Raw genomic sequence first — 24,899 nt, 5'->3', positions numbered from 1 at the left:
CCTGATTAGAGGATGGGAGGATCTCATGGAATTCATTATAACCGCAAGAAGTAAATCAAGTGATAGTAAGGAATACGGAGAACTACAAGAGAACGGACTGACAGCAAAAATAAATAAAAAAAGAAATATAGGCAATCCGGAATTTCCGATCCAGGCACTTATCACAATATGCAACGAAGAAAGTAATCCATGGCAGGGTGTAATCCATGTAGAATTGCCGTTTCAAAAGGTGAATCCTCGGTTTTTTCTGCCTGCATTTATGTATGGATTAAACCGGGGAGAAGCTCCGCAGAATGTTCCTAATGAGTTTCCAAGACTGAGACCAGGGAACCCAGGAAGGCCCTCCTCTTCATGGTGGATGGTTAGAAGTGATCGTTTGTCGCATCCCGCTGCATTTGTATATGACAGTGGAAAAGTCTATGGACTATGTGCGAGTCCTTATTTTATTACGAAAGATGGAGTGAAACAGCAGTGGTACCCAGGCGAAACAGGAGAATTTTATCAGTATGGCGGATATACATGCTCTCTTGACCGAGGGACATTAGGGTATACGCTTGGTTATGAAAACGCACCATTGCACTTTATTAAATCTCGTCTAGTCAAAGAACGAGCCCCGCTTGAAGACAATTGCTTTGAAATTCAGGCAGGAGAGACGATTCAATTTGCGGTAGATCTGTATGAATATGAAGCTGAATCAGAACTTGGCATCAATACAGCGCTAGAACATCTTTATTATCGTTATCATCAGCAGCCAAGGGAAGGAAGCGATATTAAAACAGCTGCAAGTGATTTATCCAGTGCAATTTTTACATATGCTTGGCTTTCCGAGGAACGCCATTATTCTGCTTTTGTATTTGAAGATAAACAAACAGGAGGATGGAGATATAATAAAATTATTTCTATCAGTTGGACGAATGGCCTAACCATTGCTACACCTGTACTTATGGCAGCTCTGCGACTGGGAGATGAGGCTATGCGGGAACAAGCCATTTCTTGTATTACAAATATTATTGAAAACTCACTTAATCCAAAGACAGGTCTCCCATATAGTGCTTACCATAATGGTGAATGGAGTAACAAAGGATGGTGGTTTGACGGTATGCGCACACCGGGACATTCTGCTTACCTTTCAGGACAAGCCATGTTTTATATTTTGAAGGCATACGAATATGAGAAACGAATCAAAGGTATTTCTCATGATGACTGGTTGATTTTCGCTAAAGATGTTCTGGATAAATTAGAACAAACAAAGAATTCAGATCATGAATATCCGACCATCCTATCAGAACAAACAGGTGCTGGACTTGAATATGACGCATTTAGCGGTGCTTGGTGCTTGGCTGCAATGGCTTATTACAGCTGGCTAACTGAAGATGAGTCCTATATAGAAAGTCTTAAAGATAGTGAACAACACTATTATGAGACTTACGTAAAACGCATGGAATGTTACGGTGCCCCATTGGATGCAGAGAAGGCTGTGGATTCGGAAGGAATTTTAGCTTACATCCGGGCAGTCAGATATCTTCATGCATTAACGAAAGATGATCTGTATCTAGACCATATGCGTGATGCTATTTGTTATGAGTTTACTTTCAAATTTTGTTATAATTCGCCGGTGAAAATTCCTCCGCTTAGTACGCTCGGCTGGTCTAGCAGTGGGGGCAGTGTAACCTCAGTAGCTAATCCACATATTCATCCCATGTCCAGCAGTATTGTAGATGAGTTATACTATTATACCGAAAAGCGTGATGATCCTTATGTATATTTGCGTTTGATGGATACCGTTCGCTGGGGATGTCAAACATATAATCGTTATGATGGTGAATTTGATTTTGGAAAAAAAGGATGGATGTCTGAACGGTTTTGTCATTCTGAAGGATTGGTTACCGAAAAATATAGTGATGGTTCCCCAGCCAGTACATGGTTTTGTCTCATGCCGTGGGCTAGCGGAAGTATTATTGAAGGTCTAGTTGGTGACTACTGGGAGACCCAATAATATCTCAATTATAAGGAATGTTATTTCTGTAGTTATATAAGACATTATCATGTACAGGATAGGATTCGAGAACAAAACTGATGTAGTAATGATTTATAGTTTAATATTGAATTAATTATAGCTGGTCAATATGATCGGCTGTTTTTTATATAAAAGTATAGGAGAAGGATTTCATAAGGTTGATGTCAAATATAAGGTGCTTAATCAGTAGGAGGAGTGCGTATTGAGAGATAAAGCAATTGACAGGGTAGCCCTTATAAGACGTTCTTTACTGATCTTCTTTAGTATTTTCATGCTAACACTTGGCATTGTATTTGCATGGCCCTTTATTAGTATAGAAGACACTCCTGATGGACTGAAGTATACCCAAATAACTACTGACAATGGGGTTACTCTACACGTATTGCAGACGGAACCAGATCATATATCGCTGCTGACGATTAACGACAATGTGGTGCGTTCGGGGTTCCCTGGAATGAATGGCGGATTCTTTTGGGAAGATCAGTTACTTAGTATTGCAGTGATGGATGGTGTTCCTGCTAACGGAGTTGTCAAAGAATATGGATCAGGCTGGTTTAACACCAAATACGACCGTGGAACGATGGTATACGATCGGATTACTAAGAAGATTGACGTTCAGCGAGTTGCAAGTGCCGGCGATCTCCGGATTTCAGATGAGACAAAGTTCTGGGCACAGGGTGGAGTAAGTATGAACCTGATGGATGATAACAGATGGTATCAAATTGCAATCGATGAAGAAGGGCTTCCGTTTCCTAACGATAAGCGGCTGCGAAGTGCAATGGCTTATGATACATCAGGAGACATCTACCTTATTGTTTCTTCTACCAAATGTACGGCTAAGCAGTTTCGTACTGCCATAAAGAGCAGTGTTGCTGCTGGGAAATTACAGGAAGGCATTTTTCTAGACGGAGATGGTTCCTCACAGCTGCTCGCCGGTAACGTCAAGCTAAAGGGTGACTCCCGAACGGTGGTTCAGATGATTGCTGTAAATGGAGAGGGGCGCTAGAAATATACAAGCTAGGATAGATACGGCATAATGTCGTAAGATAGATCAATATGTAAAAGATAAGTCTGCGATCGTTCGAGATGAGGAGGTATAATTTTGATAAGTGATAAGAAATCAAGGAGACTTGATTTTGTTCAATCTCTTGTTTTTGATAATATTCTACTAGTTGAAGACAGCAACTTAAAGAAACATCAGGTTTGGTCACAATTGTCTGGGGTTTCAAGTTTTGCTTTAATGCTTGCTATAAGGAGAGGACAAGACCCGGAATTTGCCGTAATCGCGGGGCTGCTTCACAATTCCTATTTTGTTAAGACGCGAGTAAAGTCCTTTCCAGGACACAATAGTGCTGATGCAATAAGACCTATCTTACGCAGCTCCGAACTCTTTTCTGATGAAGAGATGTCTATTATTCTTAGATCGATTTTTTATCAAGATGATCGGCAGCGCAGTCATGGTCCCTATGAGGAAATTTTGAAAGATGCTATTTTACTGCAGATGTACTTTCACAATACCGAAAGACATGTACCTACAATGGATATACATAGACTACAAAATGTACTTAGAGAGTTAGGAATGCCGGAAGAAACAGTAAAAGCGCTTGTTACCGCTAATCATATCGATGTGAAATTAATAAATCCACACAGAGAAGACAGACGTTCTATGCTTGCTGATTATGCAGAAACCTTGGCAAAGAAGAATATTATTGGCGTACCTGAAAATGAGGATTATAGAGAGATTTGCAAGTATTGGCCAGACGTTGATATATATAAAGTGCTAGAGAATAACTGGTGTGCTGCATTTGTATATCACTGCTGTATGCAGGCGGGAATATTACTGCCAATTCGTTATCCAAACCATATGTATCGGCTTGCCGGAGTTGGAGCGCTGCTAGATTGGGCAAAACTGCCCGATACTGGATTTTTTTATGACGTTAATGAAGAAGAGTTTAGTCCGGCTCGTGGTGATATTGTTATATATGAAAAACTATTATCTGATCATTCTCATGATCACATTGGTATCGTGTTAGCTTGTGATGGTCCCCAAATTATGGTGGCAGAAGGTAATGTAAACAATAAGAATGTTTCCGGCGTTCTATATAGAGATAGAAACCATTGTATACTCGGATATATTCGAATAAAGGAAAGCTACCAGTATCAATTCAATGGAGAGTATTTCCCCATCCAATAATCCTACGCGGAGAAAAGATGTATATACTGTTTCGGAGTATTTTACAATCAGCGATGTAAACAATAAGCGAACGTGAATATAGAAATAACCAGCCTCTAAGTCGGAGACTGGTTGTTTAATTATTTATTTAATTATTTGTTTGTTACTCCGTATTATTACGTACATTGTTTAATAGATCCCTAGATTATTGGCCCAATTTCCGTACCATGAGTAATTTACTCGTCTTTCTTGCTCAATATCACTAAGTTTGTATTTAACAATTCCGTCGCGACCGACAAAGATCGGTTTATTTGTATTTATTTCATAAAAACGTGCCCAAATTGCTGGAGCAGTCGGATCACTCGTCACGATGACATCATCGCTCGTTTTTACAACTTTGATTCCAGTAATTTTCACAGCTTTAAACCAATCTTCTGCAGCTTTGATTGAATTGGCAATTTGAGTTGTGGAAGATCTCGTCTTGAGGAATTTAACAATCCCCACACTTTCTTGGCCGGAGAGAGAAGGAACTTCGTATGCTCTTGCCCCAGCGGGCTTTAATGTAACTGAATCATGCTGTTGTCCCCAAACCGTTAGTTTTCCATTGACAACAACCTGCGTTTGCAAAACAAGGCTTACCCCTTTTGTCACTGCCGTTGTACATCTTCCGGCTAGAGTGCTGTCGATAAAGGTGAAATCTCCTTTTTTGTTAGCCACATCATCCAGCAGTATCATTACGTTAATCATGGCATTGTCATTAAAAGTAATGTGTTTATGATAACCGGAGCTGTTATACACTTGCGGCCAGCCGCCACTTGCATATTGCATGTTCAACAAGAAATGAATTCCTTTGATCGCTGCAGCAGAATACTTGCTATCTTTCGTTTTTTGATACTCAGCTGCTAGTCTCCTGATTTCGGTATAAGTGGCCTTGTTATCAATCGTAGACTTGGCCCACTCTCCGCTGGTTGTCGTATAATCCTTTTTCCAACCGCCATCGGATTGTTGGTATTTTAAAATGTCTGAGATGCTTGCCGTTTCGCCAGAAGCGGCATTTACGGCAGAAGGAGATAAGAACAGAATACTTAGAGTGGAGAAGAACATTGTTAAAGCGAGTAGAAAGGGAATTCCTTTCATTGTTGTTTTACGCAGGTAAACCAGCTCCTTTGTTCATTTTGGTTTTACATGTGAAGCAAATACACTGTATCAAACCTATCCTAATCCTCTAAGAAAAAGTGGTTAAACAGGCTCAGAAACAGAATTCTGTAAACGCTTTCATATAATATACCTTATTATAATAAAACAGAAACAAAATATGTGTATATTTTGCAATGATTAGGTAGTAATTTTAATCGCTTGACAAGTTTAGTTGGAACAAATGGTGAGTTGGTGCGTTTAAGAAGTAGAAGGTTAAGGAGGGAAGTCATGCGTAATTTACTTTTTATATTTTTACTATCCGTATTATTATCTGGATGTGCTTCAGAACAAGACCTTACCTTAGAAACTGCTTCAAGCAGGGCACTAGATAAGGTTCCTGGCTGTGGAAATGACTTAGAAACCTTTAATAAGGTTAATGACAGCCAAGAAAAGGGCGATGGATTTCTGATTACTATTCAGCAAGACTGTGAACCAAAAGACGGAGAGGGACCTCAGATGCGTTCGGAAACCACCTATTATGTGACAATCAATGAAATTAAGATCGTTAAAGATAATAATTAGATTCTTGAATGTCGTTACATTGACATCAGAATATGAATAGGGGGAATGATGATGATGAAGAGGAAAATAAATATAATTCTATCAATTTGTCTATTAGTGAGCATCATGACAATCTCCATACCTTCAAATGCATATGCTTGTTCTTGTGTGGAGCCTAAAAGCGTTCAAGATGAACTTAGTCGATCAGGAGCCGTTTTCTCAGGACGCGTAATTGAAGTGAAGGAAGAGAGAACAAATGGATTTTTATCAAATACTGTATTATTTGAAATCAGTGAGATCTGGAAGGGTGGTTCAGAATCTCAAATCATCATTCGTACCGGTGGCGGTGGGGGTGATTGTGGGATTCAATTTAAAAAAGGGGAGGATTATTTAGTATATGCCAAATCATCTTCTATGTATGGTGACAGAGAAGAGCTTGTAACTATTATTTGTGATCGGACGAGTGTATTAGCTCAAGCAGCAGAAGATTTAACGATTTTAGGTGAAGGTAAAGCACCTACAGAACAAGTGGATCATTCAAGAGAATTGAATTCTATAAGCTCAGACATATGGATGACAGCGCTTGGAATCGTATTGATTGTTCTCGTGGCTTTCTTGGTAGGGAGAAGAGTAAGAAAGAAATAAGCCAGCTAGTTACAGAGGGAGGCATTATAATCAAAAATCCTATGGGCATTAAGATCATTGGCTGGTTTCAGATATTTGGTGCTTTAGTGGTATTGTTTACAATAAATATGGAGCAAAATCCACCATTCAATGAAAGATTTTCCGTACCTTTTATTCCAGAATTATTTGTAAAACTAGCATTAGTAGTGATTGCCATGATCATAGCCTATGGTTTTTTAAAGCATGAAATATGGGGTTACTGGAGCATGTTGATCTATTCCATCTTATTTTCCGGTATTAGCTTCCTTCAAGCAGCGAGTTATCAAAGTCAGCCGTATATAGGGAATGCCATATATGCTGGTTTTGTCGCAATATATACATTACTACATTTTAAATATTTCACAGGATTCATTGATCGAAAGGGGGATGAGGGTGACAATTTTTCAGTCGAGGAAGAGAACATATAACAGGTCAGTAGAGTGGGTAAAGGAACATGCTCATCTTGTGGATACCTTGTCCGAATCTAAATCGGATCATTTCACCTTTTTAGAGAACATTCTAAAGGATAAACGAAATGTATGGCTAGGTGAAAATGGTCACGGTATTGCTGAGCATAATCTTCTCAAGACCAAATTGATTGATTTTCTGTATCATAAAATGGGATTTAAAGTGATAGCATTCGAGAGCGGACTTACGGAATGTTATACCTCGAACTTTCTAAAAGATGAACTTTCAGTTGATGAATTCATAGACCATTCTGTCTTTCCATTTTGGAAAACAGAAGAAACATATTCATTATTCCAAACATTAAAAGCTAGCAAGGACTTTAATCTGATCGGTTTTGATTTTCAGCCCTCCAGCAAACAGAGTTTGTTGATAGCGTTTTTAAATAAAATCAATATTGATTTTCCATTAGAATTTATACAGAACATACAAAGTGTAGAAGAGAACACAGCTCATTGGTTTGGTCGTATTAGCAATTATACAGGAAGAAGGAAGAGGATACCCAAAGAGACGCTGCAAGAGTATAAATTCATTCAAAATGAACTAAATCAGACTATAGATCAATTACTCGATCTTCTAATGGAGAAGAAAAAGAATTTTATTAATCTTGGTTTAGACTTACCCTTTACATTCATTCAGAAAGAACTCGAAAATAGGCGCCTTTTTCTAAATCATTTAACAAATAACTTTCAAGATTTTATGAAATATCGGGATAAAATCATGGCAGCTAACTTAGAATGGATTTGTAGTGAATTATATCCGAATGAAAAGATAATAATTTGGGCTCACAATGCTCATATTTATAAAAATTATCAGACATCTAATAATTACAGACCCATGGGTTCACTAATAAGCAAAACGTTGATGGATGACTCCTATCATTTGGGGCTGTTTATGTATGAAGGAGAGGCACATTTATTGAATAGAACAGTCTATAGAATAGGCCCTCCTCCAAAAAGGAGTCTAGAGGATTACATGAATCATACCGAGTCTTCTGTATCGTTTCTTGATTTCTCTAATGTCACGGAGCAAACATACAATAAGTGGATTTTTGAGAAAACACTGATCCTAGAGCATGGAACGGCAAGGAAATTTATTATTCCAGCTGAGCAATTGAGTGGAGTGTTTTTTGTGAAAAAGGTTTCACCACCTCATTACTTATAATCGTCTGTACATCCAAGTAGAGACGTTAACCAAAATAAAAATGCACCTTGCTAAAACTGAATTTAGCAAGGTGCATTTTAAAATATGTTGAAACATGATAACCGGGTTGTGATGTAACAATCATATCCAAAGGTTTGTCTTCCACGTTACAGGATAAAGACATTTGTATTTATCTTATTTTGTATAGTTATCGAAGTAACCTTGGATGTAAATCATTGGTGTACCTTTGTCGCCGCTGCCTGATGTTAAATCAGACAATGAGCCAATGAGATCGGTTAGTCGACGTGGCGTAGTACCTTGAGCTTCCATTTCACCAACGAGATCATCGTTTTTATTCTGGATAAACTCAGTAATCGCTTGTTGTAATTCTTCACCACGAAGATGAGAGAAGTTGTTATCTGCCAAGTACTTCAGTTTCACTTCATTTGGAGTACCGCTCAGTCCCTCAGTGTAGGCAGGGGAGACAACAGGATCTGCTAGTTCCCAAATTTTCCCCACTGGATCTTTGAAAGCTCCATCTCCATACACCATCACTTCAACAGTTTTACCTGTTAGTTCTTTCAATTTCTCTTGAATACGATCAACAATCGGTTGACAATTATTCGGGAATAATTTCACGCTTTCTTCCGTTGCTTTATTAGATCCAAGAAGTCCATAAGCTTCGTTAAAGCCGCTGCCATTAATGGATTTGGATAAAATATCATCAAGACCAAATACTTTTTCAGCACCATTGTTCGTTAAAATGCGTTTGGTTCTGAAACGGGAGTGAATATCACAAGTCAGAACATATTTTGTATACTCTAAAATGGTTTTAGGATTATTAGAGAAGATGACCTCGCAAGTTGTGCCTTCTGCTTCAATGAGAGATTTGTAATATTCAATGTAATCCACACCCGTAAATGGATGCTTTTTATAACCAAAATGTTCACGGAACTGATCTTCTGATAATACATCCGTCCAAGGATTGATGCCTTTAACATCCAGTTCATCAATGTCTACCAGGTGATTACCTACTTCATCCGCAGGGTAGCTTAGCATTAAGATGACTTTCTTCGCGCCTTTAGCAATCCCTCTCAAGCAGTTAGCAAATCGGTTACGGCTAAGAATTGGAAAAATAACACCAACGGTTTCTTCACCGAATTTTTCATTTATATCGGTCGCAATATGGTCGATTGTCGCATAGTTCCCTTGCGCACGAGCAACAATGGATTCTGTTATGGTAACAATGTCACGATCCTCGATCGAAAATCCTTCACTTTTTGCTGCATTTAATACCGTATCCACTACGATTTCTTCAATAGAATCACCTTGGTTAATGATCGGACCACGAAGTCCACGTACAACGGTTCCTACTGCTCTTGACATAATAATCTCCCCTTTACCGAGTTCACGTTATGTATCTTAGTAACGAAATGTTTAAACACTATGATTTTACTATACCTCTGAAAAGTGTTATAAGTAAAATTAATATTTGTAATGTTTGATATAAGGAGAATTAATATGATCGGAAAATTAGATTTATATCGCGTATTTAATGTCGTCAGCCAGCACAAAAGCTTTTCTAAAGCGGCAGAAGAACTATTTTTGACCCAATCTGCAGTGAGCCAGGCGATTACAAAACTGGAGAAGGAGTTAGAGATTTCGCTTTTCTATCGAACGTCAAAAGGTGTAGTTTTAACAACAGAAGGTAAATTATTAAATGAACATATAAATTCTGCACTAGGGATTATTCATGCTGCTGAAGATAAAATGCTCGAATTCAAGTCCTTAAAGACAGGACAGCTGCGAATCGGTGTAGGGGATACTATCTCTCGTTATTATTTACTGCCTTACCTGGAGATGTTTCACAAAGAATTTCCTGGCATCAAATTAAATATTATAAATGGAACAACTATGGAAATCTGTGAGTTCTTAAAAACGGGAAAAGCGGATCTTGGAATTTGCAACTTGCCCATTCAAGGGGATCAGTTAGAGGTCATTCCTTGTAAGGAAATTCAAGATATATTTGTGTGCGGGGAAAAATACAAAGAACTGATTTCAAAACCGGTTAGTTTAGAAAACTTAATGGATATGCCCCTAATCTTTCTAGAGAAAAACTCGAACTCAAGAATGTACGTGGAAGATTTTTTAAAGAAAAGAGGACACCATCTTTCTCCCGTCTTTGAACTTGGATCGCATGATTTATTGTTAGAGTTCACAAAAATTAATTTAGGCATTTCCTGTGTCATTAAAGAGTTTTCAATGGACTACCTCGAAAGAGGAGACTTACACGAGATCATACTAGAAGAAGAAATCCCAAAAAGAAATATCGGCATATGCTATTTAAAAAATGTTCCATTATCCCGTGCTGCACAGAAATTTGTCGAAAGTATAAACCAAACAGCCCAGTCTACTTGATTTAGACTGAGCTTTTTGCTACTAGATTCAATGTACACTGTTCTTCAGTGAACTGAATTTCTGTAAATTCATTTTTTTACTACAGTCTCACCTTCTATTAATACCGGCTGATAATAAGTGGTCGTAGGAAGATCTTTTTTACCTTGCAATTTCTTGATGACCCAATCTGCCGCATCTCGTCCCATTTGTTCTTGCGGGTGTGTCAGCGTTGTTAGTTTAATGTTTGCATTTTTTGCGATATAAGAATTGTCTTGACCGATAATAGATAATTCATTTGGTATCGAAATATCCAGCTGTCTGCACACATTTACGACTTCGAGCCCTACCTCATCGTTATAACAAACAATCGCTGTCAGCACATCTCTATTTTCAATTAGAAAATTCTTGATGTTAACGGATAAATTCTGCTTTGACTCCGTATCAAATGAGAGCACTTGCTCCGGTTGGAACCGTAATTTAGCTTCACCCAGCGCTTTAATATACCCCTTCATTCGATATTTACCTTGCAGGTCATCCATTTTTGAGATAATTCCAATCTTTTTATGTCCTTTTGAGATTAATTCTTTTGTTGCTAGATAGCTGGATTGTACGTCATCAAGACAAAAGAAAGGGACTTCAAGCTCTTCATAATAAGCATTGATCATAATGAAAGGAACATCTTGTTCTTTGAATGTTAGGTAGTAAGCAATATTGGGATTATATAAATTACTTTTGGTAGGTTCCACAATTAAACCATCTACACCATAAGAGAGCATCATTTCTAATGCCTTTTTCTCTTGTGCGACATCATTATTTGTACTTGCTAATAGCAGTGAGTAATTATCCTCATTAAGCCTTCCTTCAATACCCCGGATAATGGAGGGGAAAATGTAATCAGAAATATAAGTCGTGATGACGCCGATGATTTTATTATTCGAATTTCCATTTGATTTAGATCGGTACTGGTTACTGACATAAGTACCCGATCCTTTTTCACTTCGGAGAAAACCCTCGTTAGACAGTTCTAAAATCGCTTTTCGTACGGTCTGCCGGCTAACTTGGTACTGTTCTTGTAATGCAGACTCTGTAGGAATCTGTTCCCCGACGTTATAAATGCCTGAGAGAATATTACTTTTTATATCGTCAATGATAAATTGATATTTTGGTTTCACTGGAGTTCACTTCTTTCATCGTTGTTAGTTAATACATGCAATTTATATAAAATAGTTGTAAGTACAAATTTCATTCGTATCTAATCAAAACAATTATTTTATCTTATTTATGTACAAAGTTCAAAATAATTATATTCGCTAAGCAGCTTTATGTCACATCATATCTTTATCTATACATAAATTCCAATAAAAAGGAACGACCGTTATTAATTTGTATGTATATCTTTTAAATATTGTTGACAAATGTACGAACAAAAAATATACTGAATCTGACAAAAGGAAAGCGCCTTCTTTCGATCAAAAGGTTTTTAAAAGTGCTATCTGAGAGGGGACAACCGTTAGAATGAGCCAGCTAAATATCAAACAAGCAATTACTAAGGGAGAAACTTCACTTGGTATCGAATTTGGATCCACACGAATCAAAGCAGTCCTCATTGCGAATAACTTTGAAACGATTGCTTCGGGGAGTTATGAGTGGGAGAACAAGTTAGTCGATGGATTTTGGACGTACAACTTAGAGGATATCATTAGCGGGCTGCAAGCAGCCTATAGCGAAATGAAGCAGGAAGTAGAGAAGAAATATGAAGTAACACTACAAACGATTGGTTCTATTGGATTTTCCGCAATGATGCACGGTTATATGGCATTTGATGAAAATAATCAGCTGCTTGTTCCGTTTCGAACGTGGCGTAATGCGACAACCGGTGCGGCAGCAAAAGAGTTAACGGATCTGTTTCAATTCAACATTCCGGAACGCTGGAGCATTGCTCATTTATATCAAGCTATTCTTAATGAAGAAGAACATGTGCCTCGTATTCGTTTTATCACTACGCTGGCTGGATTCATTCACTTTTTACTTACAGATCATAAAACAATCGGCATCGGTGATGCCTCAGGTATTTTCCCTATTGATGAATCAACAAAAGATTACAACGAATCGATGATGAGACAATTTGATCAACTTACTTCAGCCAAAGGTTATCCTTGGAAGCTGCAAGATATTCTGCCTAAAGTATATGTCTCAGGTGAAGAAGCTGGTAAATTAACGGCAGCTGGAGCCAAAATCCTTGATAAATCAGAAAATTTACAACCAGGTATTCCACTTTGTCCTGCGGAAGGCGATGCGGGTACAGGAATGGTTGCTACCAATAGTGTCAGAAAACGCACCGGGAATGTCTCCGTAGGAACTTCCGTGTTTGCGATGATTGTATTAGAAAATGATCTTTCCGAATTACATCCGGAAATTGATATGGTAACCACTCCGAATGGCAGTCCTGTTGGAATGGTACATGCCAACAACTGTTCTAGTGATATTAATGCTTGGATGGGGCTGTTCCGCGAATTTTCTCAAGCGATGGGGTATAAAGCGGATACAGAAAAACTATTCAGTGTCATGTTCAATAAGGCACTCGAAGCAGACCCAGATGGCAGCGGACTCCTAAGTTACGGTTATTTCTCAGGTGAGAATATTACAGGTTTGGAGCAGGGGAGACCTCTCTTTGTCCGTTCCCCTGAAAGTAACTTTAATTTAGCTAATTTTATGAGAACGCATCTTTTCACTGCATTTGGAGCTCTTAAGATCGGAATGGACATTCTGACGAAAAAAGAAAATGTAGAAATCGACAGCATTTTAGCTCATGGCGGCCTGTTTAAAACGCCTCTCGTTGGACAAAAGATGGTTGCAGCTGCACTGAATGTCCCTGTATCTGTGACAAGCACAGCTGGAGAGGGCGGCGCATGGGGAATGGCCATTCTTGCATCTTACTTGATGAATAAAGACGCAGACGAAAGTTTAGAAGATTTCCTGGACCAAAAAGTCTTTAAAGATGTTGTGGCCGAGGAAGTTCATCCGGATGAAGTTGATGTCAAAGGTTTTGAAATCTTTATTGAACGGTACAAAAAAGGTCTGGCGATTGAGCAGGCTGCTGTTGACAACTTAGCATAAAAGGGGAGGGAATCCGGTGTTAGAACAACTGAAAGAAGAAGTGTTTCAAGCCAATCTCGATCTACCTAAACAAGGACTCATTAAATATACGTGGGGCAATGTAAGTGCAGTTGATCGTGAAAGCGGTTTGTTTGTCATTAAGCCCAGCGGTGTTGACTATGAAACGATGAAAGCTAGTGATATGGTCGTAGTTGATTTTGACGGAAACGTGGTAGAAGGGGAGTTTAGACCATCTTCGGATACGCCAACTCACGCAGTACTATATAAACATTATCCAGAAATCGGCGGTATTGTTCATACGCACTCTCCATGGGCAACGATCTGGGCTCAAGCGGGACTTGATGTTCCGGTCATGGGAACTACACATGCAGACACATTTTATGGTTCTATTCCATGTGCACGATTCTTGACACAAGAGGAAGTTGACCGCGGTTATGAAGCGGAAACAGGTCATGTCATCATCGAGACTTTTAAGAATCGCGGTATCGATATTATGGAAGTTCCTGGTGTCTTGCTTAAAGGTCACGGACCATTTACTTGGGGAAAAGATGCAAAAACCGCAGTAATGAATAGTGTTGTGCTGGAAGAAGTTTCGAAAATGAACTTATTTGCTAGAAATTTAAATCATTTTGCCGAGGAATTGCCGCAGCGCATTTTAGATAAACATTACTTACGTAAACATGGAAAAAACGCTTATTACGGACAAAAGTAAGCACACTGAATTATTGACATCGTTTTAATAACTTATGATATTGATTTCAATATAAATTACAGAAAAGAGGATTCATATGACAACAGTTAGCACAAAACAATTTTGGTTTGTTGTTGGTTCACAGCATCTATACGGAGAAGAAGCATTAGCTGAAGTGAAAGCTCACGCTCAGGAAATGACGGACGCATTAAATAATAGCGGTGTTCTTCCTTACCCGCTCGTATTGCAAGATCTTGCAGTAAGTGCAGATAAGATTACAAACATTATGAAAGAAGTGAACTATCGTGATGAAGTTGCTGGTGTAATTACTTGGATGCATACCTTCTCACCAGCAAAAATGTGGATTCGCGGAACAAAACTGTTGCAAAAACCTTTACTTCATCTAGCAACTCAATATAACGAAAGCATTCCTTGGGCAACCATCGATATGGATTTCATGAACCTCAACCAAGCTGCTCATGGAGATCGAGAGTATGGATTCATTAATGCACGTTTGAACAAACAAAATAAAATTGTTGTAGGCTACTGGGAACGTCCTGAAGTGCAAAAACAAATTGCAGAGTGGATGGACGTAGCGGTTGCTTACAATGAAAGTTTCCATATCAAAGTTGCTCGTTTCGGTGACAACATGCGTAATGTAGGGGTTACTGAAGGAGATAAGGTTGAAGCACAGATTCAATTTGGCTGGACGGTTGATTACTTTGGTATCGGTGACCTTGTTCAGGTTATCAATGAAGTTACAGAAGAAGAAATCAACGATTTGTTTGCTGAGTATGCAGAATTGTATGATTTTGAATACGGTACTTACAGTAAAGAAGCTTGGGAAGCAAGTGTGAAAGTACAAATTAGCTATGAAATCGCGATCAAACGTTTCTTGGATCAAGGCGGCTACAATGCTTTCACAACAAACTTTGAAGATTTACATGGAATGAAACAACTTCCGGGGCTTGCGGTTCAACGTTTGATGGCACAAGGATATGGTTTTGCTGGAGAAGGCGACTGGAAGACAGCAGCACTGGATCGTTTGCTCAAAGTCATGAGCCATAATAAGTCTACAGGCTTTATGGAAGATTACACTTATGAACTCACAGCTGGTCAAGAGTCTATCCTACAATCTCACATGCTTGAAGTGGATCCAACACTCGCTAGTAGCAAACCTAAAGTTGTCGTTTCTCCGCTCGGTATTGGCGATAAAGAAGATCCAGCTCGTTTGGTATTCGACGGAAAACAAGGAGACGGAGTTGTCGTATCTATGGCTGACTTCGGAACACACTACAAGCTTTTGATCAACGAAGTTACTGCTTTCGAGCCAACAACTCCAGCTCCAAAACTTCCCGTAGCTCGCGTACTTTGGAACGTGAAACCAAACTTCCAAGATGGGGTTAAAGCTTGGATCGAAAATGGCGGCGGCCACCATACCGTTGTATCTCTAAACTTAACTACAGATCAAATTGTAACTTACGCTAAACTCGTTAACCTGGAATATGTTGTAATCAAGTAATTATTTATTTTCTTCCATAATATAGGAATAAATCATTAAAGCCGTCCTGAAAAGGACGGCTTTTCTTCTGTTGGAATCGATTTACCTGTGAAAAGTGAAGTAAAACCTTTAATTTGCATAGTATTTTTGTATGCGCTTTCAATTTATAATCTTTCCGTAAAGGAGGTGATAATACAAGTTCAATAATGATGACACAGGCAGATATAGGTATGTTGCTTCTGGAAACAAAAAACAACCAAGAAACTGCTGTATGTTGTAAAGCGAGAATGAAACCAAAATAGGTCAGGAGGTAGTTTATGTTTAAGATGAAGAAAAAAGTTGGAGCCGTAATCCTTGCAGTGTCCATGAGTTTAGGAATTTTTGCAGCAACCTCGAGTGCAGCAACCGATTATTGGCAAAATTGGACAGATGGCGGCGGAACCGTGAATGCGGTCAATGGCTCTGGCGGGAATTACAGTGTCAACTGGAGTAATACGGGCAATTTTGTTGTCGGTAAAGGCTGGACCACGGGATCACCGACCCGTACTGTTAATTATAATGCGGGTGTCTTTGCTCCTTCAGGTAACGGATACTTAACCCTCTATGGATGGACTAGGAACTCATTGATTGAGTACTATGTCGTTGATAGCTGGGGCACATATAGACCGACGGGAACTTTTAAAGGGACCGTGACTAGTGATGGAGGTACTTACGATATTTACACAACAACAAGGTACAATGCACCTTCCATAGACGGAACACAAACATTTACACAGTACTGGAGTGTTCGTCAATCCAAAAGACCAACCGGAGTTAACGCGTCCATCACGTTTGGCAACCATGTTAACGCATGGAAGAATGTTGGGATGAACCTCGGAAGCAGTTGGTCTTATCAAGTATTAGCGACAGAGGGTTACCAAAGCAGCGGCAGCTCGAATGTAACCGTATGGTAACACTCTGATCGAAGGTACTAAGGAGTACTTTGCAGTTCACTCTTTAAAAAAGAAGTCTTTCGGCTTTGCCGGAGACAAGTTATAGGCCCTTAGCGGCCTATAACTTTTTTCTATACGTAAAAGGAGACAAATGAATGAAAAAGCGATCTATTTTCTTGTTATCATTATTACTCGTTCTAATTAGTGCTTGTTCACAACAAAAGTCAGCAAAAGAAGATAACTTCGTACTCGTGGAAGGCGGGTCATTTGTTAATGAAAACTCCAATTATTATGACAAGGAAGTAACCATTCCAAACTTTTATATGAGTAAATATGAAGTGACTCAAAAAGAGTGGGTAGATGTAATGGAAAGTAATCCATCTAATTTTAGAGGGGAACAATTACCCGTCGAAATGGTAAGTTGGTATGATGCGATTGAGTATTGTAATACAAGAAGTGAAAAAGAGGGTTTAAAAACATTTTATAATATAGATAAGAGCAAGAAAGATCCGAACAATAAGAATGAAAATGATCCCATAAAATGGACTGTTACGGTGAACGAGGGAGCTAACGGTTATAGACTGCCGACAGAAGCGGAGTGGGAATACGCCGCAAGCGGAGGACAAATGAGCAAAGGATACACATACAGCGGCAGCGATCAAGCAGATGAAGTAGCATGGTACTGGAGAAACGCGGGAGAAAAATACTTATCAGGTGATTGGAATTGGCCTGCGATCGAAAATAACGGAACAAAGGCGAAAAACGTAGGGCTTAAGGAGCCTAACGAACTAGGAATTTATGATATGTCAGGTAATGTAAGAGAATGGTGTTGGGACTGGTATGAAGATGAGAGTAACAAAGATTCGTTTCGTATTGTAAAAGGCGGCGGTTGGATCGGTGACGTTAACAGCAATGAGATACCTTTTCGAGGTAAGTTCGATCCCAACGGTTTTGGCCCGGATCAAGGATTTCGTGTTGTACGAGGTGAGTAGAGTACGCTATTAAACAAGTCTCTTAACAGAACTAGAATCAATTTCATGGATATCCGCCCGAAAAGTCGCTTTTTGCGGCTTTTTCTTCTTGACGAACGGGTTTATACTTAGCACAATGATAAAGGTTGCCGGTACAACGGCAGCCTTTTAAGCGAGACTGAAAATGACAGCAGGATTTAAAACAAAGATAGAAAAAGAGGGACTCATTAATGGACACCATGAAAACCCAAGTTCTGGTGGTTGATGACCACGCACAGGCAAGAAATACAATATGTAAGATACTAGAATCAGAGGAGAGATATGAAGTCATCGGTGTAGTAGAGGGCGGTTTACAAGCCATAGAATTTGTGGAGCGAAGGCTTCCAGATCTTATTCTTATGGACATTGAAATGCCCGAGATGAATGGGTTTGAAGCTACGAAACACATTAAAGAACGTTATCCCTTCGTCAAGATTGTTCTGGTTACGGCATCAGATGATATGCTGAACCTGCTTGAAGCTCTTAAATATGGGGCTCAAGGTTATTTATTTAAGAATCTAAATCAATCCACTTGGCTTAAATATTTAGACTGCTTACTGAATGAAGAAGCACCCCTGAGTAGAGAACTGGCTTATGAAATTTTGAAAGAAGTGCAAATTACGAAAAGAAAAGAAATATTAACAGTGCATCACCTTACCTCAAGAGAGCAGGATATTTTATATGAGGTGGCTAGGGGTCTGACGAATAAAGAGATTGCTTTAAGATATGAAATTTCAGAATATACAGTGAAGAATCATCTTAAAAATATATTGCAGAAGCTTCAGGTTCATAACAGAGTTCAATTGACCCGGTACGCTATGGAGCAAGGAATTATTTAAGGAATGATTTGAGAACTGCTTGGTGTTACAAATGTTGAACTATATTTTAGTATCGGAGGTCTTTCAATTTGGGTTTGTTTCATATAAGAATATGATGAATGTCACAACAACGGCATATAAGTTATTTTTTTCACAAAGTTGTCAATTTGTTGTCGCGTATTCTTCAATTTTCATCCCCCTTATGAGCCATGTATGATTCTAAACTCCTGGGTATAATGGGTTAGTTATATCTTACGCGAAGGGAGCAGTACATCATGGATGTGCTTGATTTAGCAAGAATTCAGTTTGCTACAACGACAATTCTGCACTTTGTATTTGTACCGATATCCATTGGTTTATCCTTACTGGTTGCCATTATGGAAACCATGTACGTGGTACGAAAAAAAGAATTGTACAAAAAAATGGCGAAGTTTTGGGGACATTTTCTTTTGATCAACTTCGCACTTGGTGTTGTGACCGGTATTCTCCAGGAGTTCCAATTTGGAATGAACTGGTCGGAGTTTTCACGCTTTGTCGGCGATGTATTTGGTACACCGCTTGCGATTGAAGCTTTACTCGCTTTCTTCCTAGAGTCTACATTTATTGGACTATGGGTGTTTGGTTGGAATAAGTTACCTAAAAAACTGCATTTAATGTGCATATGGCTCGTATCGATTGGTACTATGCTCTCCGGATTCTGGATTTTGACTGCTAATTCCTTTATGCAGCATCCTGTCGGATATGAAGTGGTAGACGGAAGAGCGCAAATGACTGATTTTTGGGCAGTCATCACCAATGGTCAGGTATTATGGGAATTCCCGCATACTATATTTGCTGCTTTTGCAACAGGCGGTTTTCTTGTAGCGGGAATTAGTGCATTTAAAATGCTGCGAAAAAAAGACATGGAATTTTTCAAATCTTCCTTTACTACAGCTGTAATTGTGGCAGGTATTTCCTCAATGTGCGTAGCGCTGTTTGGTCACGGACAAGCCCAGTATCTTGTTGAGACACAGCCTATGAAGATGGCGGCAAGTGAAGGACTATGGAATACGAGTGAGGATCCTGCACCATGGACAGTATTCGCTGTTATCGATCCAGAGAATCAAGAGAATACATATGAGATTAAAATCCCATATATTCTCAGCTATTTATCATATAGTGAATTTTCTGGAGCAGTTACTGGAATGAATGAATTACAAGCAGAATATGAGGCAGCTTACGGGCCTGGTGATTACATTCCTCCAGTCCGAACCACCTTTTGGAGTTTTCGAATCATGATTGCAAGCGGCTGTGCTATGATCCTGCTTGCGTTCTACGGAATCTACCTGGCTATGCGCAAAAGACTGGATCAGGCACGACCTTGGTATCTGAAAATAATGCCTTGGGCAATCGCGCTTCCATTTATCGGTAATACGGCTGGGTGGGTCATGACAGAAATTGGCCGTCAGCCTTGGACTGTCTTTGGACTGCTTACGATTGAAGATTCTGTATCTACTTCTGTGACTAGTAACCAGGTTCTATTTTCTGTGATTTCCTTTACGAGTCTGTACCTTATTTTACTAGGTGTTTTAGCATTCCTGTTTGTGCGTGAAGCTCGTAAGGGCCCATATCACAATGACAATGCATTACCGACGATAGAGGATCCATATACACATCAAGGGAGAGATCGTCATGTCACTGAATGATTTATGGTTTTTACTCATTTCCGTTCTTTTTGTAGGTTTTTTCTTTCTTGAAGGTTTTGATTTTGGGGTGGGCATGTCCCTCGGCATCTTACCGCGAAACGATTCAGAGAAAAGAATGCTGATTAGAACGATTGGACCATTCTGGGATGCGAACGAAGTATGGTTGATTACCGCGATTGGAGCAATGTTTGCCGCATTTCCTCATTGGTATTCAACTCTGCTTAGCGGTTATTATTTACTCTTTACATTCATTCTGCTTGGACTGATTTTGCGGGGAGTGGCTTTTGAATTTCGCAATCAAATGAGCGGGCTTGTTTGGCGGAAACTGTGGGATATCTGTATTATCATCGGCAGCTGTTCTACTCCACTTCTGATGGGGATTATTTTCGCTGGGATTGTACAAGGAGTTCCTATTGGCAGTGATATGAACATTGCTGTAGAAGGAAGAAATCTTATAAACCTTTATACCGTATGGGCAGGCGTTGCCGTGCTCACCTTGTGTCTGCTCCACGGTTTTGTTTTCATTTCACTGCGTACAGAAGGGGATTTGAGAGAGCGTTCGAACAAATACGCCCTCGTTACACTGCCGATTACGGCATTTTTCCTTGCGGGACTTGCATTCCTTACTTCCCGTGAAACGGATCTCTATTCAAAGCGCGGTGGATGGTTAATCGCGGCTATTATTTTAGGAATTGTCGTGTTTGTACTTGCAGCGCTATGGTTACGCAAAAAACAAGAAAAGTTAAGTTTTATAGCGACAAGTCTGCTTGTTGTATTAACTTTTGCTACTTTATTCATTGGACTGTTTCCACGTGTTATGGTGAGTTCGCTTGACAGTGCCTATGACCTGACCATCTATAATGCGGTCTCAAGTCCGTATACGTTGAAGTCAATGACGATTGTGGCCGCCATTTTTCTTCCGTTCGTACTCGGTTATCAGTGCTGGAGCTATTATGTATTCCGTAAAAGAGTATCGGAGAAGGAGCTCCTGGATCACTAATGGACAAATCATGGTTCACTTTACGAGGGATTAAAATTCATCTGACGGTTCTCGGACTGATTTCTTTGCTCCTTGGTGCAGCAATTATAGGTCAAGCTCTATTTCTTGCCCAAGGAATCAGCATGTTATTTCAAGAACAACCACTAGAAATGGCTTATAAACCACTCACTCTATTCTTTGTATGTCTCATTGCTAGATATACGATCGTCTGGATGCAGCGAAAAGTATCTGGGCGGTTTGCGGAGGAAGCAACAGAGAGAATGAGGGAGCAGCTGATTGAGAGCATATTCGGGCAACGTAATCTATGCCATACTTCTGGCAGCAGTGCGGAGAAGATTACGCTCGTCATGGAAGGGGTAGACAAGGTTCGTACTTATCTGGAGCTAGCAATTCCTAGATTTGTAGATATGATGGTTTTAACGCTCGTACTCTGGGGATGGACCATGAAGCTTGATCTAATATCAGGTGGTATCCTCACGGTTACATTACCTCTTCTTATTATATTTTTCATCCTGCTTGGTCTTGCTGCAAAAACACAGGCTGAGCGGCAATGGACATCTTATCAGATGTTGTCTCATCACTATACCGATGCGCTTCGCGGTCTTAAGACCTTAAAGTATCTAGGACGAAGTAAAGAACACGGGAAAACGATTCGCTTGGTCAGTGACAATTATCGTAAAGCGACGATGAAAACATTGCGAGTTGCTTTTCTATCATCTTTTGCTCTTGATTTCTTTAGTATGTTGTCTATTGCGATGGTTGCAGTAAGCTTAGGGATCAGACTTATTGGCGGATCAATGGGATTTACAGCAGCGCTCACTGTGCTCTTGCTGACTCCGGAGGTGTTTTTACCTGTAAGGATGCTGGGTTCCGATTATCACGCCTCTCTTGATGGCCGTGAAGCCTGGCAATCGATAAAAGGGATGTTAGCTGCGCAGGATGCCAGTAGAAAAGATAGGAATGTGAATTCGCATTTTGAACCTGACCTTAAGGAACTAGTTCAGCCGCTTGATGCAGATCCATTTCATTTGTCCTCCGGTTTATCGATTACATTATCTGATGTTGTTGTAAAAGGAGAGAATGATCATTCGGTATTGAACACCATTTCGGCGGATTTTTCAGCGCAGACTGCTAAATTAGGCATGGTCGGAATGAGCGGTGCCGGAAAAACGACTTTGCTCCACTTACTTGCAGGATTAATCGAACCAGCAGAAGGGACATTTCATGTAAATGGAATCAAGATTGAAGGAAATGTACGGATTCAGTGGCAGCAGCAAGTCGCTCTTATTCCGCAGCATCCCCATATTTTCAGTCAATCGGTTCTGGATAATTTGCGATTCTATTGTCCAGATGCGACTGCCGAGCAAGCGGAAGAAATAATTGATGTCGTAGGTCTTCGTTCACTTATTGATGCACTGCCTTCAGGTATTCATGAAGCGATTGGAGAAGGCGGCAGAAGTATTAGCGGGGGGCAAGCGCAGCGGATTGCTTTAGGAAGGGCTCTGCTCAGCAAGCGACCTATTCTTATTTTGGATGAACCGACCTCTCGCCTTGATATTGAAACCGAGTGGGAACTAAAGCAGACCATACTAAAACTGCTCGCAGACAAACATCTTCTACTTGCTACACACCGCCTTCATTGGATGAAAGAGATGGAATATGTATGGCTTATGAATCATGGCGAGCTTACCGATTGCGGAACTTCGAACGCCTGGCTGACCAAGGCAAATTGGAGCGATGAAGCAGAAGGGGAAGTGAGCATATAAAATGCGGAGATTTATGCAAAAAAACAAAGAGCAGCCAACCTGGGTTGCTTCCTACGTAAGGGAATATGCTTGGTTGTTTTTGCTTATCATTATGCTGTCTTTTTTGTCCGCTGGTTGTGCCGCTGCTATGATGTATACCGCAGGCGCGCTGATATCAAAAGCAGCACTGCGTCCGGAAAATATACTCATGATTTATGTACCCATTGTACTTGTTCGAACCTTTGGATTTGGTAAAGGTGTTATTCAGTATGCAGAACGGTTGCTGAGCCATAGTACGATTTTAAAAGTGCTTGGACAAATGCGAGTAAGAATGTATCAAACGATCGAACCCCACGTGCTGACGGTTCGGCGCAGTATTAGTACGGGTAGAGTGTTAGGCCTGTTAGCAGAGGATATCGAGGGGCTACAAAATTTATATTTGAGAGCACTTCTGCCTGTATGTTCTTCTGTTTTGCTCTTTGGTATTGGAATCACTGCGCTTGGGATGTATGATGTGAAGTTTGCTTTATGGTTAGGATGTTTTGTAGGTATTCTTGCCTTTATCATCCCTTGTATCGCACTCTTCAGTACCATAAGACGAAGACAGGAATGGAAAGAGCGTCGTAGTCGTACTTATCAGGAACTTACGGATGCGGTACTAGGATTGACTGACTGGATTATGAGCGGACAGAGCGGCCGATTTATAGAGGAATTTAAGCAAACACAGCTTGCATCCACGTGTATTAATCAATATTTAAGAAGATATGACTGGCGGCTGAACTGGTTTGTTTATAGCCTATCTGGCCTGGTTATCATTTGTATGACATTATGGGCAGGTAATTTTGCGGCAGAAGGAAAGCTAGACGTGGTATGGATTGCTGCGTTTGGCTTGGTAGCCTTTCCGCTAATGGATACCCTGCTTCGGACGAGTAATGCCATTATGGAACTTCCGGAATATCGCAGTTCTGTCGAGCGAATTAAGCAGATGGAACAAGATGCTAACATGGTTGCTCAGGAAATGAAATATCGAGAGGCTGCGGATAAAGTAGCATCTTTTGATAGCCTAGAGTCTGCTATGCTTGAATTGCAGGAGGTTGGTTTCCGATATCCGGGATCGGAGGAATGGGCAGTTCGTCAGGTGAATTTACAAATCCCTCAAGGTAAAAAGGTGGCAATTTTAGGGAGAAGCGGTTCTGGCAAGTCAACACTTCTTCAGCTGATCCAAGGGTCGATCTTATCTTCTGAAGGCAGCATACGAATCAATGAAAATACCGCAGATGGGGGACAGAATAACTTATTCTCTTTTCTGAATCAGTCCCCTTATTTATTCGATACTTCCGTTGCCAATAATATTCGGCTGGCATGTCCAGACGCTGATGATGAGCAAATACATCAAGTGATTCAGATGGTAGGACTTGATCGTCTTATCGGTGGTCTTCCGCAAGGCATTCATACTTCTATGCATGAGGCAGGAAGTCGTTTCTCGGGCGGAGAAAGACAACGTATTGCTTTGGCGCGTGTATTGCTCCAAGATCGTCCCATTGTGTTATTAGATGAACCTACTGTGGGATTAGATCCAATCACAGAGAAAAAACTGATTGATACTATACTTGATGTGCTGAAGGATCGCTCACTTGTATGGGTTACACATCATCTAACGGGACTTGAACAAATGGATGAGATCATTTTTATGGAGGATGGATTCGTAAAAATGAGAGGAAGTCATCACACGCTAATGGCAAATGATAGATATCGAAATCTATATGAGTTGGACCATTTTTCATATTCATTGTGATGGGAACACTGTAAGGTTATCCGATAAGAATTGTTCATAGATTAAAATC

General features: G+C 40.0%; 21 protein-coding genes. 18 read left to right on the top strand and 3 right to left on the bottom strand.

The window, feature by feature from the left end; translation table 11 throughout:
- Positions 1 to 25: 25 nt before the first annotated feature.
- The 3 genes from GQY27_RS00440 (at position 26) to GQY27_RS00430 (ending at position 4,211) form a co-directional block, all read left to right on the top strand.
- Positions 26 to 1,996, top strand: a complete 1,971-nt coding sequence (locus GQY27_RS00440) for a hypothetical protein (protein ID WP_160031553.1) — start codon at positions 26 to 28, stop codon at positions 1,994 to 1,996.
- A 223-nt stretch (positions 1,997 to 2,219) separates the two neighbouring features.
- The gene (locus GQY27_RS00435; protein ID WP_160031552.1) at positions 2,220 to 3,023 is read left to right on the top strand and encodes a hypothetical protein; all 804 of its coding nucleotides are present in this window, start codon (positions 2,220 to 2,222) and stop codon (positions 3,021 to 3,023) included.
- Between the two features lie 96 nt (positions 3,024 to 3,119).
- Positions 3,120 to 4,211 carry a CHAP domain-containing protein gene (locus tag GQY27_RS00430; protein ID WP_236570416.1) on the top strand — a complete coding sequence of 364 codons (1,092 nt, stop codon included), beginning with the start codon at positions 3,120 to 3,122 and terminating at the stop codon, positions 4,209 to 4,211.
- Positions 4,212 to 4,379: 168 nt separating this feature from the next.
- On the opposite strand, the gene pelA is transcribed toward GQY27_RS00430, so the two are convergent.
- Entirely contained in the window at positions 4,380 to 5,327 is a 948-nt protein-coding gene (pelA, locus tag GQY27_RS00425) for a pectate lyase (RefSeq protein ID WP_160031551.1), read from the bottom strand.
- A 288-nt stretch (positions 5,328 to 5,615) separates the two neighbouring features.
- Here pelA and GQY27_RS00420 point away from each other — a divergent pair, with 288 nt between their 5' ends.
- The 4 genes from GQY27_RS00420 (at position 5,616) to GQY27_RS00405 (ending at position 8,180) form a co-directional block, all read left to right on the top strand.
- A complete protein-coding gene (locus tag GQY27_RS00420) occupies positions 5,616 to 5,909 on the top strand; it encodes a putative periplasmic lipoprotein (protein WP_160031550.1) in 294 nt (97 codons plus the stop codon).
- Positions 5,910 to 6,014: 105 nt separating this feature from the next.
- Positions 6,015 to 6,533, top strand: a complete 519-nt coding sequence (locus tag GQY27_RS00415) for an LPXTG cell wall anchor domain-containing protein (protein WP_236570415.1) — start codon at positions 6,015 to 6,017, stop codon at positions 6,531 to 6,533.
- The gene (locus tag GQY27_RS00410; RefSeq protein ID WP_160031549.1) at positions 6,458 to 6,979 is read left to right on the top strand and encodes a hypothetical protein; all 522 of its coding nucleotides are present in this window, start codon (positions 6,458 to 6,460) and stop codon (positions 6,977 to 6,979) included. Before GQY27_RS00415 ends, GQY27_RS00410 begins: the two co-directional genes overlap by 76 nt.
- 37 nt (positions 6,980 to 7,016) lie before the next feature.
- Entirely contained in the window at positions 7,017 to 8,180 is a 1,164-nt protein-coding gene (locus GQY27_RS00405; protein WP_160031548.1) for an erythromycin esterase family protein, read from the top strand.
- A gap of 174 nt (positions 8,181 to 8,354) precedes the next feature.
- Here GQY27_RS00405 and GQY27_RS00400 read toward each other — a convergent pair whose 3' ends face one another.
- Complete coding sequence (locus GQY27_RS00400; RefSeq protein ID WP_160031547.1) at positions 8,355 to 9,545, bottom strand: coenzyme F420-0:L-glutamate ligase; 1,191 nt, start codon at positions 9,543 to 9,545, stop codon at positions 8,355 to 8,357.
- A 135-nt stretch (positions 9,546 to 9,680) separates the two neighbouring features.
- Here GQY27_RS00400 and GQY27_RS00395 point away from each other — a divergent pair, with 135 nt between their 5' ends.
- On the top strand, positions 9,681 to 10,577 hold the full coding sequence (locus tag GQY27_RS00395; RefSeq protein WP_160031546.1) for a LysR family transcriptional regulator: 897 nt from the start codon (positions 9,681 to 9,683) through the stop codon (positions 10,575 to 10,577).
- A gap of 68 nt (positions 10,578 to 10,645) precedes the next feature.
- On the opposite strand, the gene GQY27_RS00390 is transcribed toward GQY27_RS00395, so the two are convergent.
- The gene (locus tag GQY27_RS00390; protein WP_160031545.1) at positions 10,646 to 11,728 is read right to left on the bottom strand and encodes a GntR family transcriptional regulator; all 1,083 of its coding nucleotides are present in this window, start codon (positions 11,726 to 11,728) and stop codon (positions 10,646 to 10,648) included.
- A gap of 343 nt (positions 11,729 to 12,071) precedes the next feature.
- Here GQY27_RS00390 and GQY27_RS00385 point away from each other — a divergent pair, with 343 nt between their 5' ends.
- The 10 genes from GQY27_RS00385 to cydC all read left to right on the top strand — a co-directional run bounded on the left by GQY27_RS00385 (position 12,072) and on the right by cydC (position 24,850).
- Entirely contained in the window at positions 12,072 to 13,673 is a 1,602-nt protein-coding gene (locus GQY27_RS00385) for a xylulokinase (RefSeq protein WP_160031544.1), read from the top strand.
- A gap of 16 nt (positions 13,674 to 13,689) precedes the next feature.
- Complete coding sequence (araD, locus tag GQY27_RS00380; RefSeq protein WP_160031543.1) at positions 13,690 to 14,385, top strand: L-ribulose-5-phosphate 4-epimerase; 696 nt, start codon at positions 13,690 to 13,692, stop codon at positions 14,383 to 14,385.
- 76 nt (positions 14,386 to 14,461) lie between these two features.
- The gene (gene araA, locus GQY27_RS00375; protein ID WP_160031542.1) at positions 14,462 to 15,886 is read left to right on the top strand and encodes an L-arabinose isomerase; all 1,425 of its coding nucleotides are present in this window, start codon (positions 14,462 to 14,464) and stop codon (positions 15,884 to 15,886) included.
- Positions 15,887 to 16,182: 296 nt separating this feature from the next.
- Positions 16,183 to 16,818, top strand: a complete 636-nt coding sequence (xynA, locus tag GQY27_RS00370; RefSeq protein ID WP_160031541.1) for an endo-1,4-beta-xylanase XynA — start codon at positions 16,183 to 16,185, stop codon at positions 16,816 to 16,818.
- A gap of 134 nt (positions 16,819 to 16,952) precedes the next feature.
- On the top strand, positions 16,953 to 17,789 hold the full coding sequence (locus GQY27_RS00365) for a formylglycine-generating enzyme family protein (RefSeq protein ID WP_160031540.1): 837 nt from the start codon (positions 16,953 to 16,955) through the stop codon (positions 17,787 to 17,789).
- Positions 17,790 to 18,007: 218 nt separating this feature from the next.
- Complete coding sequence (locus GQY27_RS00360) at positions 18,008 to 18,646, top strand: response regulator (protein ID WP_160032003.1); 639 nt, start codon at positions 18,008 to 18,010, stop codon at positions 18,644 to 18,646.
- Positions 18,647 to 18,900: 254 nt separating this feature from the next.
- A complete protein-coding gene (locus GQY27_RS00355) occupies positions 18,901 to 20,310 on the top strand; it encodes a cytochrome ubiquinol oxidase subunit I (protein WP_160031539.1) in 1,410 nt (469 codons plus the stop codon).
- Positions 20,297 to 21,310: a cytochrome d ubiquinol oxidase subunit II gene (gene cydB, locus GQY27_RS00350; RefSeq protein WP_160031538.1), complete on the top strand. Its 1,014-nt coding sequence runs from the start codon at positions 20,297 to 20,299 to the stop codon at positions 21,308 to 21,310. The genes GQY27_RS00355 and cydB overlap by 14 nt, the downstream gene beginning before the upstream one ends.
- Positions 21,310 to 23,076 (top strand): thiol reductant ABC exporter subunit CydD, encoded by a 1,767-nt coding sequence (gene cydD, locus GQY27_RS00345; protein ID WP_160031537.1) that lies wholly within the window; start codon positions 21,310 to 21,312, stop codon positions 23,074 to 23,076. Before cydB ends, cydD begins: the two co-directional genes overlap by 1 nt.
- Before the next feature lie 13 nt (positions 23,077 to 23,089).
- Positions 23,090 to 24,850, top strand: a complete 1,761-nt coding sequence (gene cydC / locus GQY27_RS00340; RefSeq protein ID WP_160031536.1) for a thiol reductant ABC exporter subunit CydC — start codon at positions 23,090 to 23,092, stop codon at positions 24,848 to 24,850.
- The last annotated feature ends 49 nt before the right edge of the window (positions 24,851 to 24,899 follow it).

The sequence above is a fragment of the Paenibacillus sp. An7 genome, from assembly GCF_009870785.1.
In the GTDB taxonomy this organism is placed as follows: domain Bacteria; phylum Bacillota; class Bacilli; order Paenibacillales; family Paenibacillaceae; genus Paenibacillus.
Note: the sequence above shows the minus strand (reverse complement) of the source record. Positions and strands in the feature narration are given on the sequence as shown.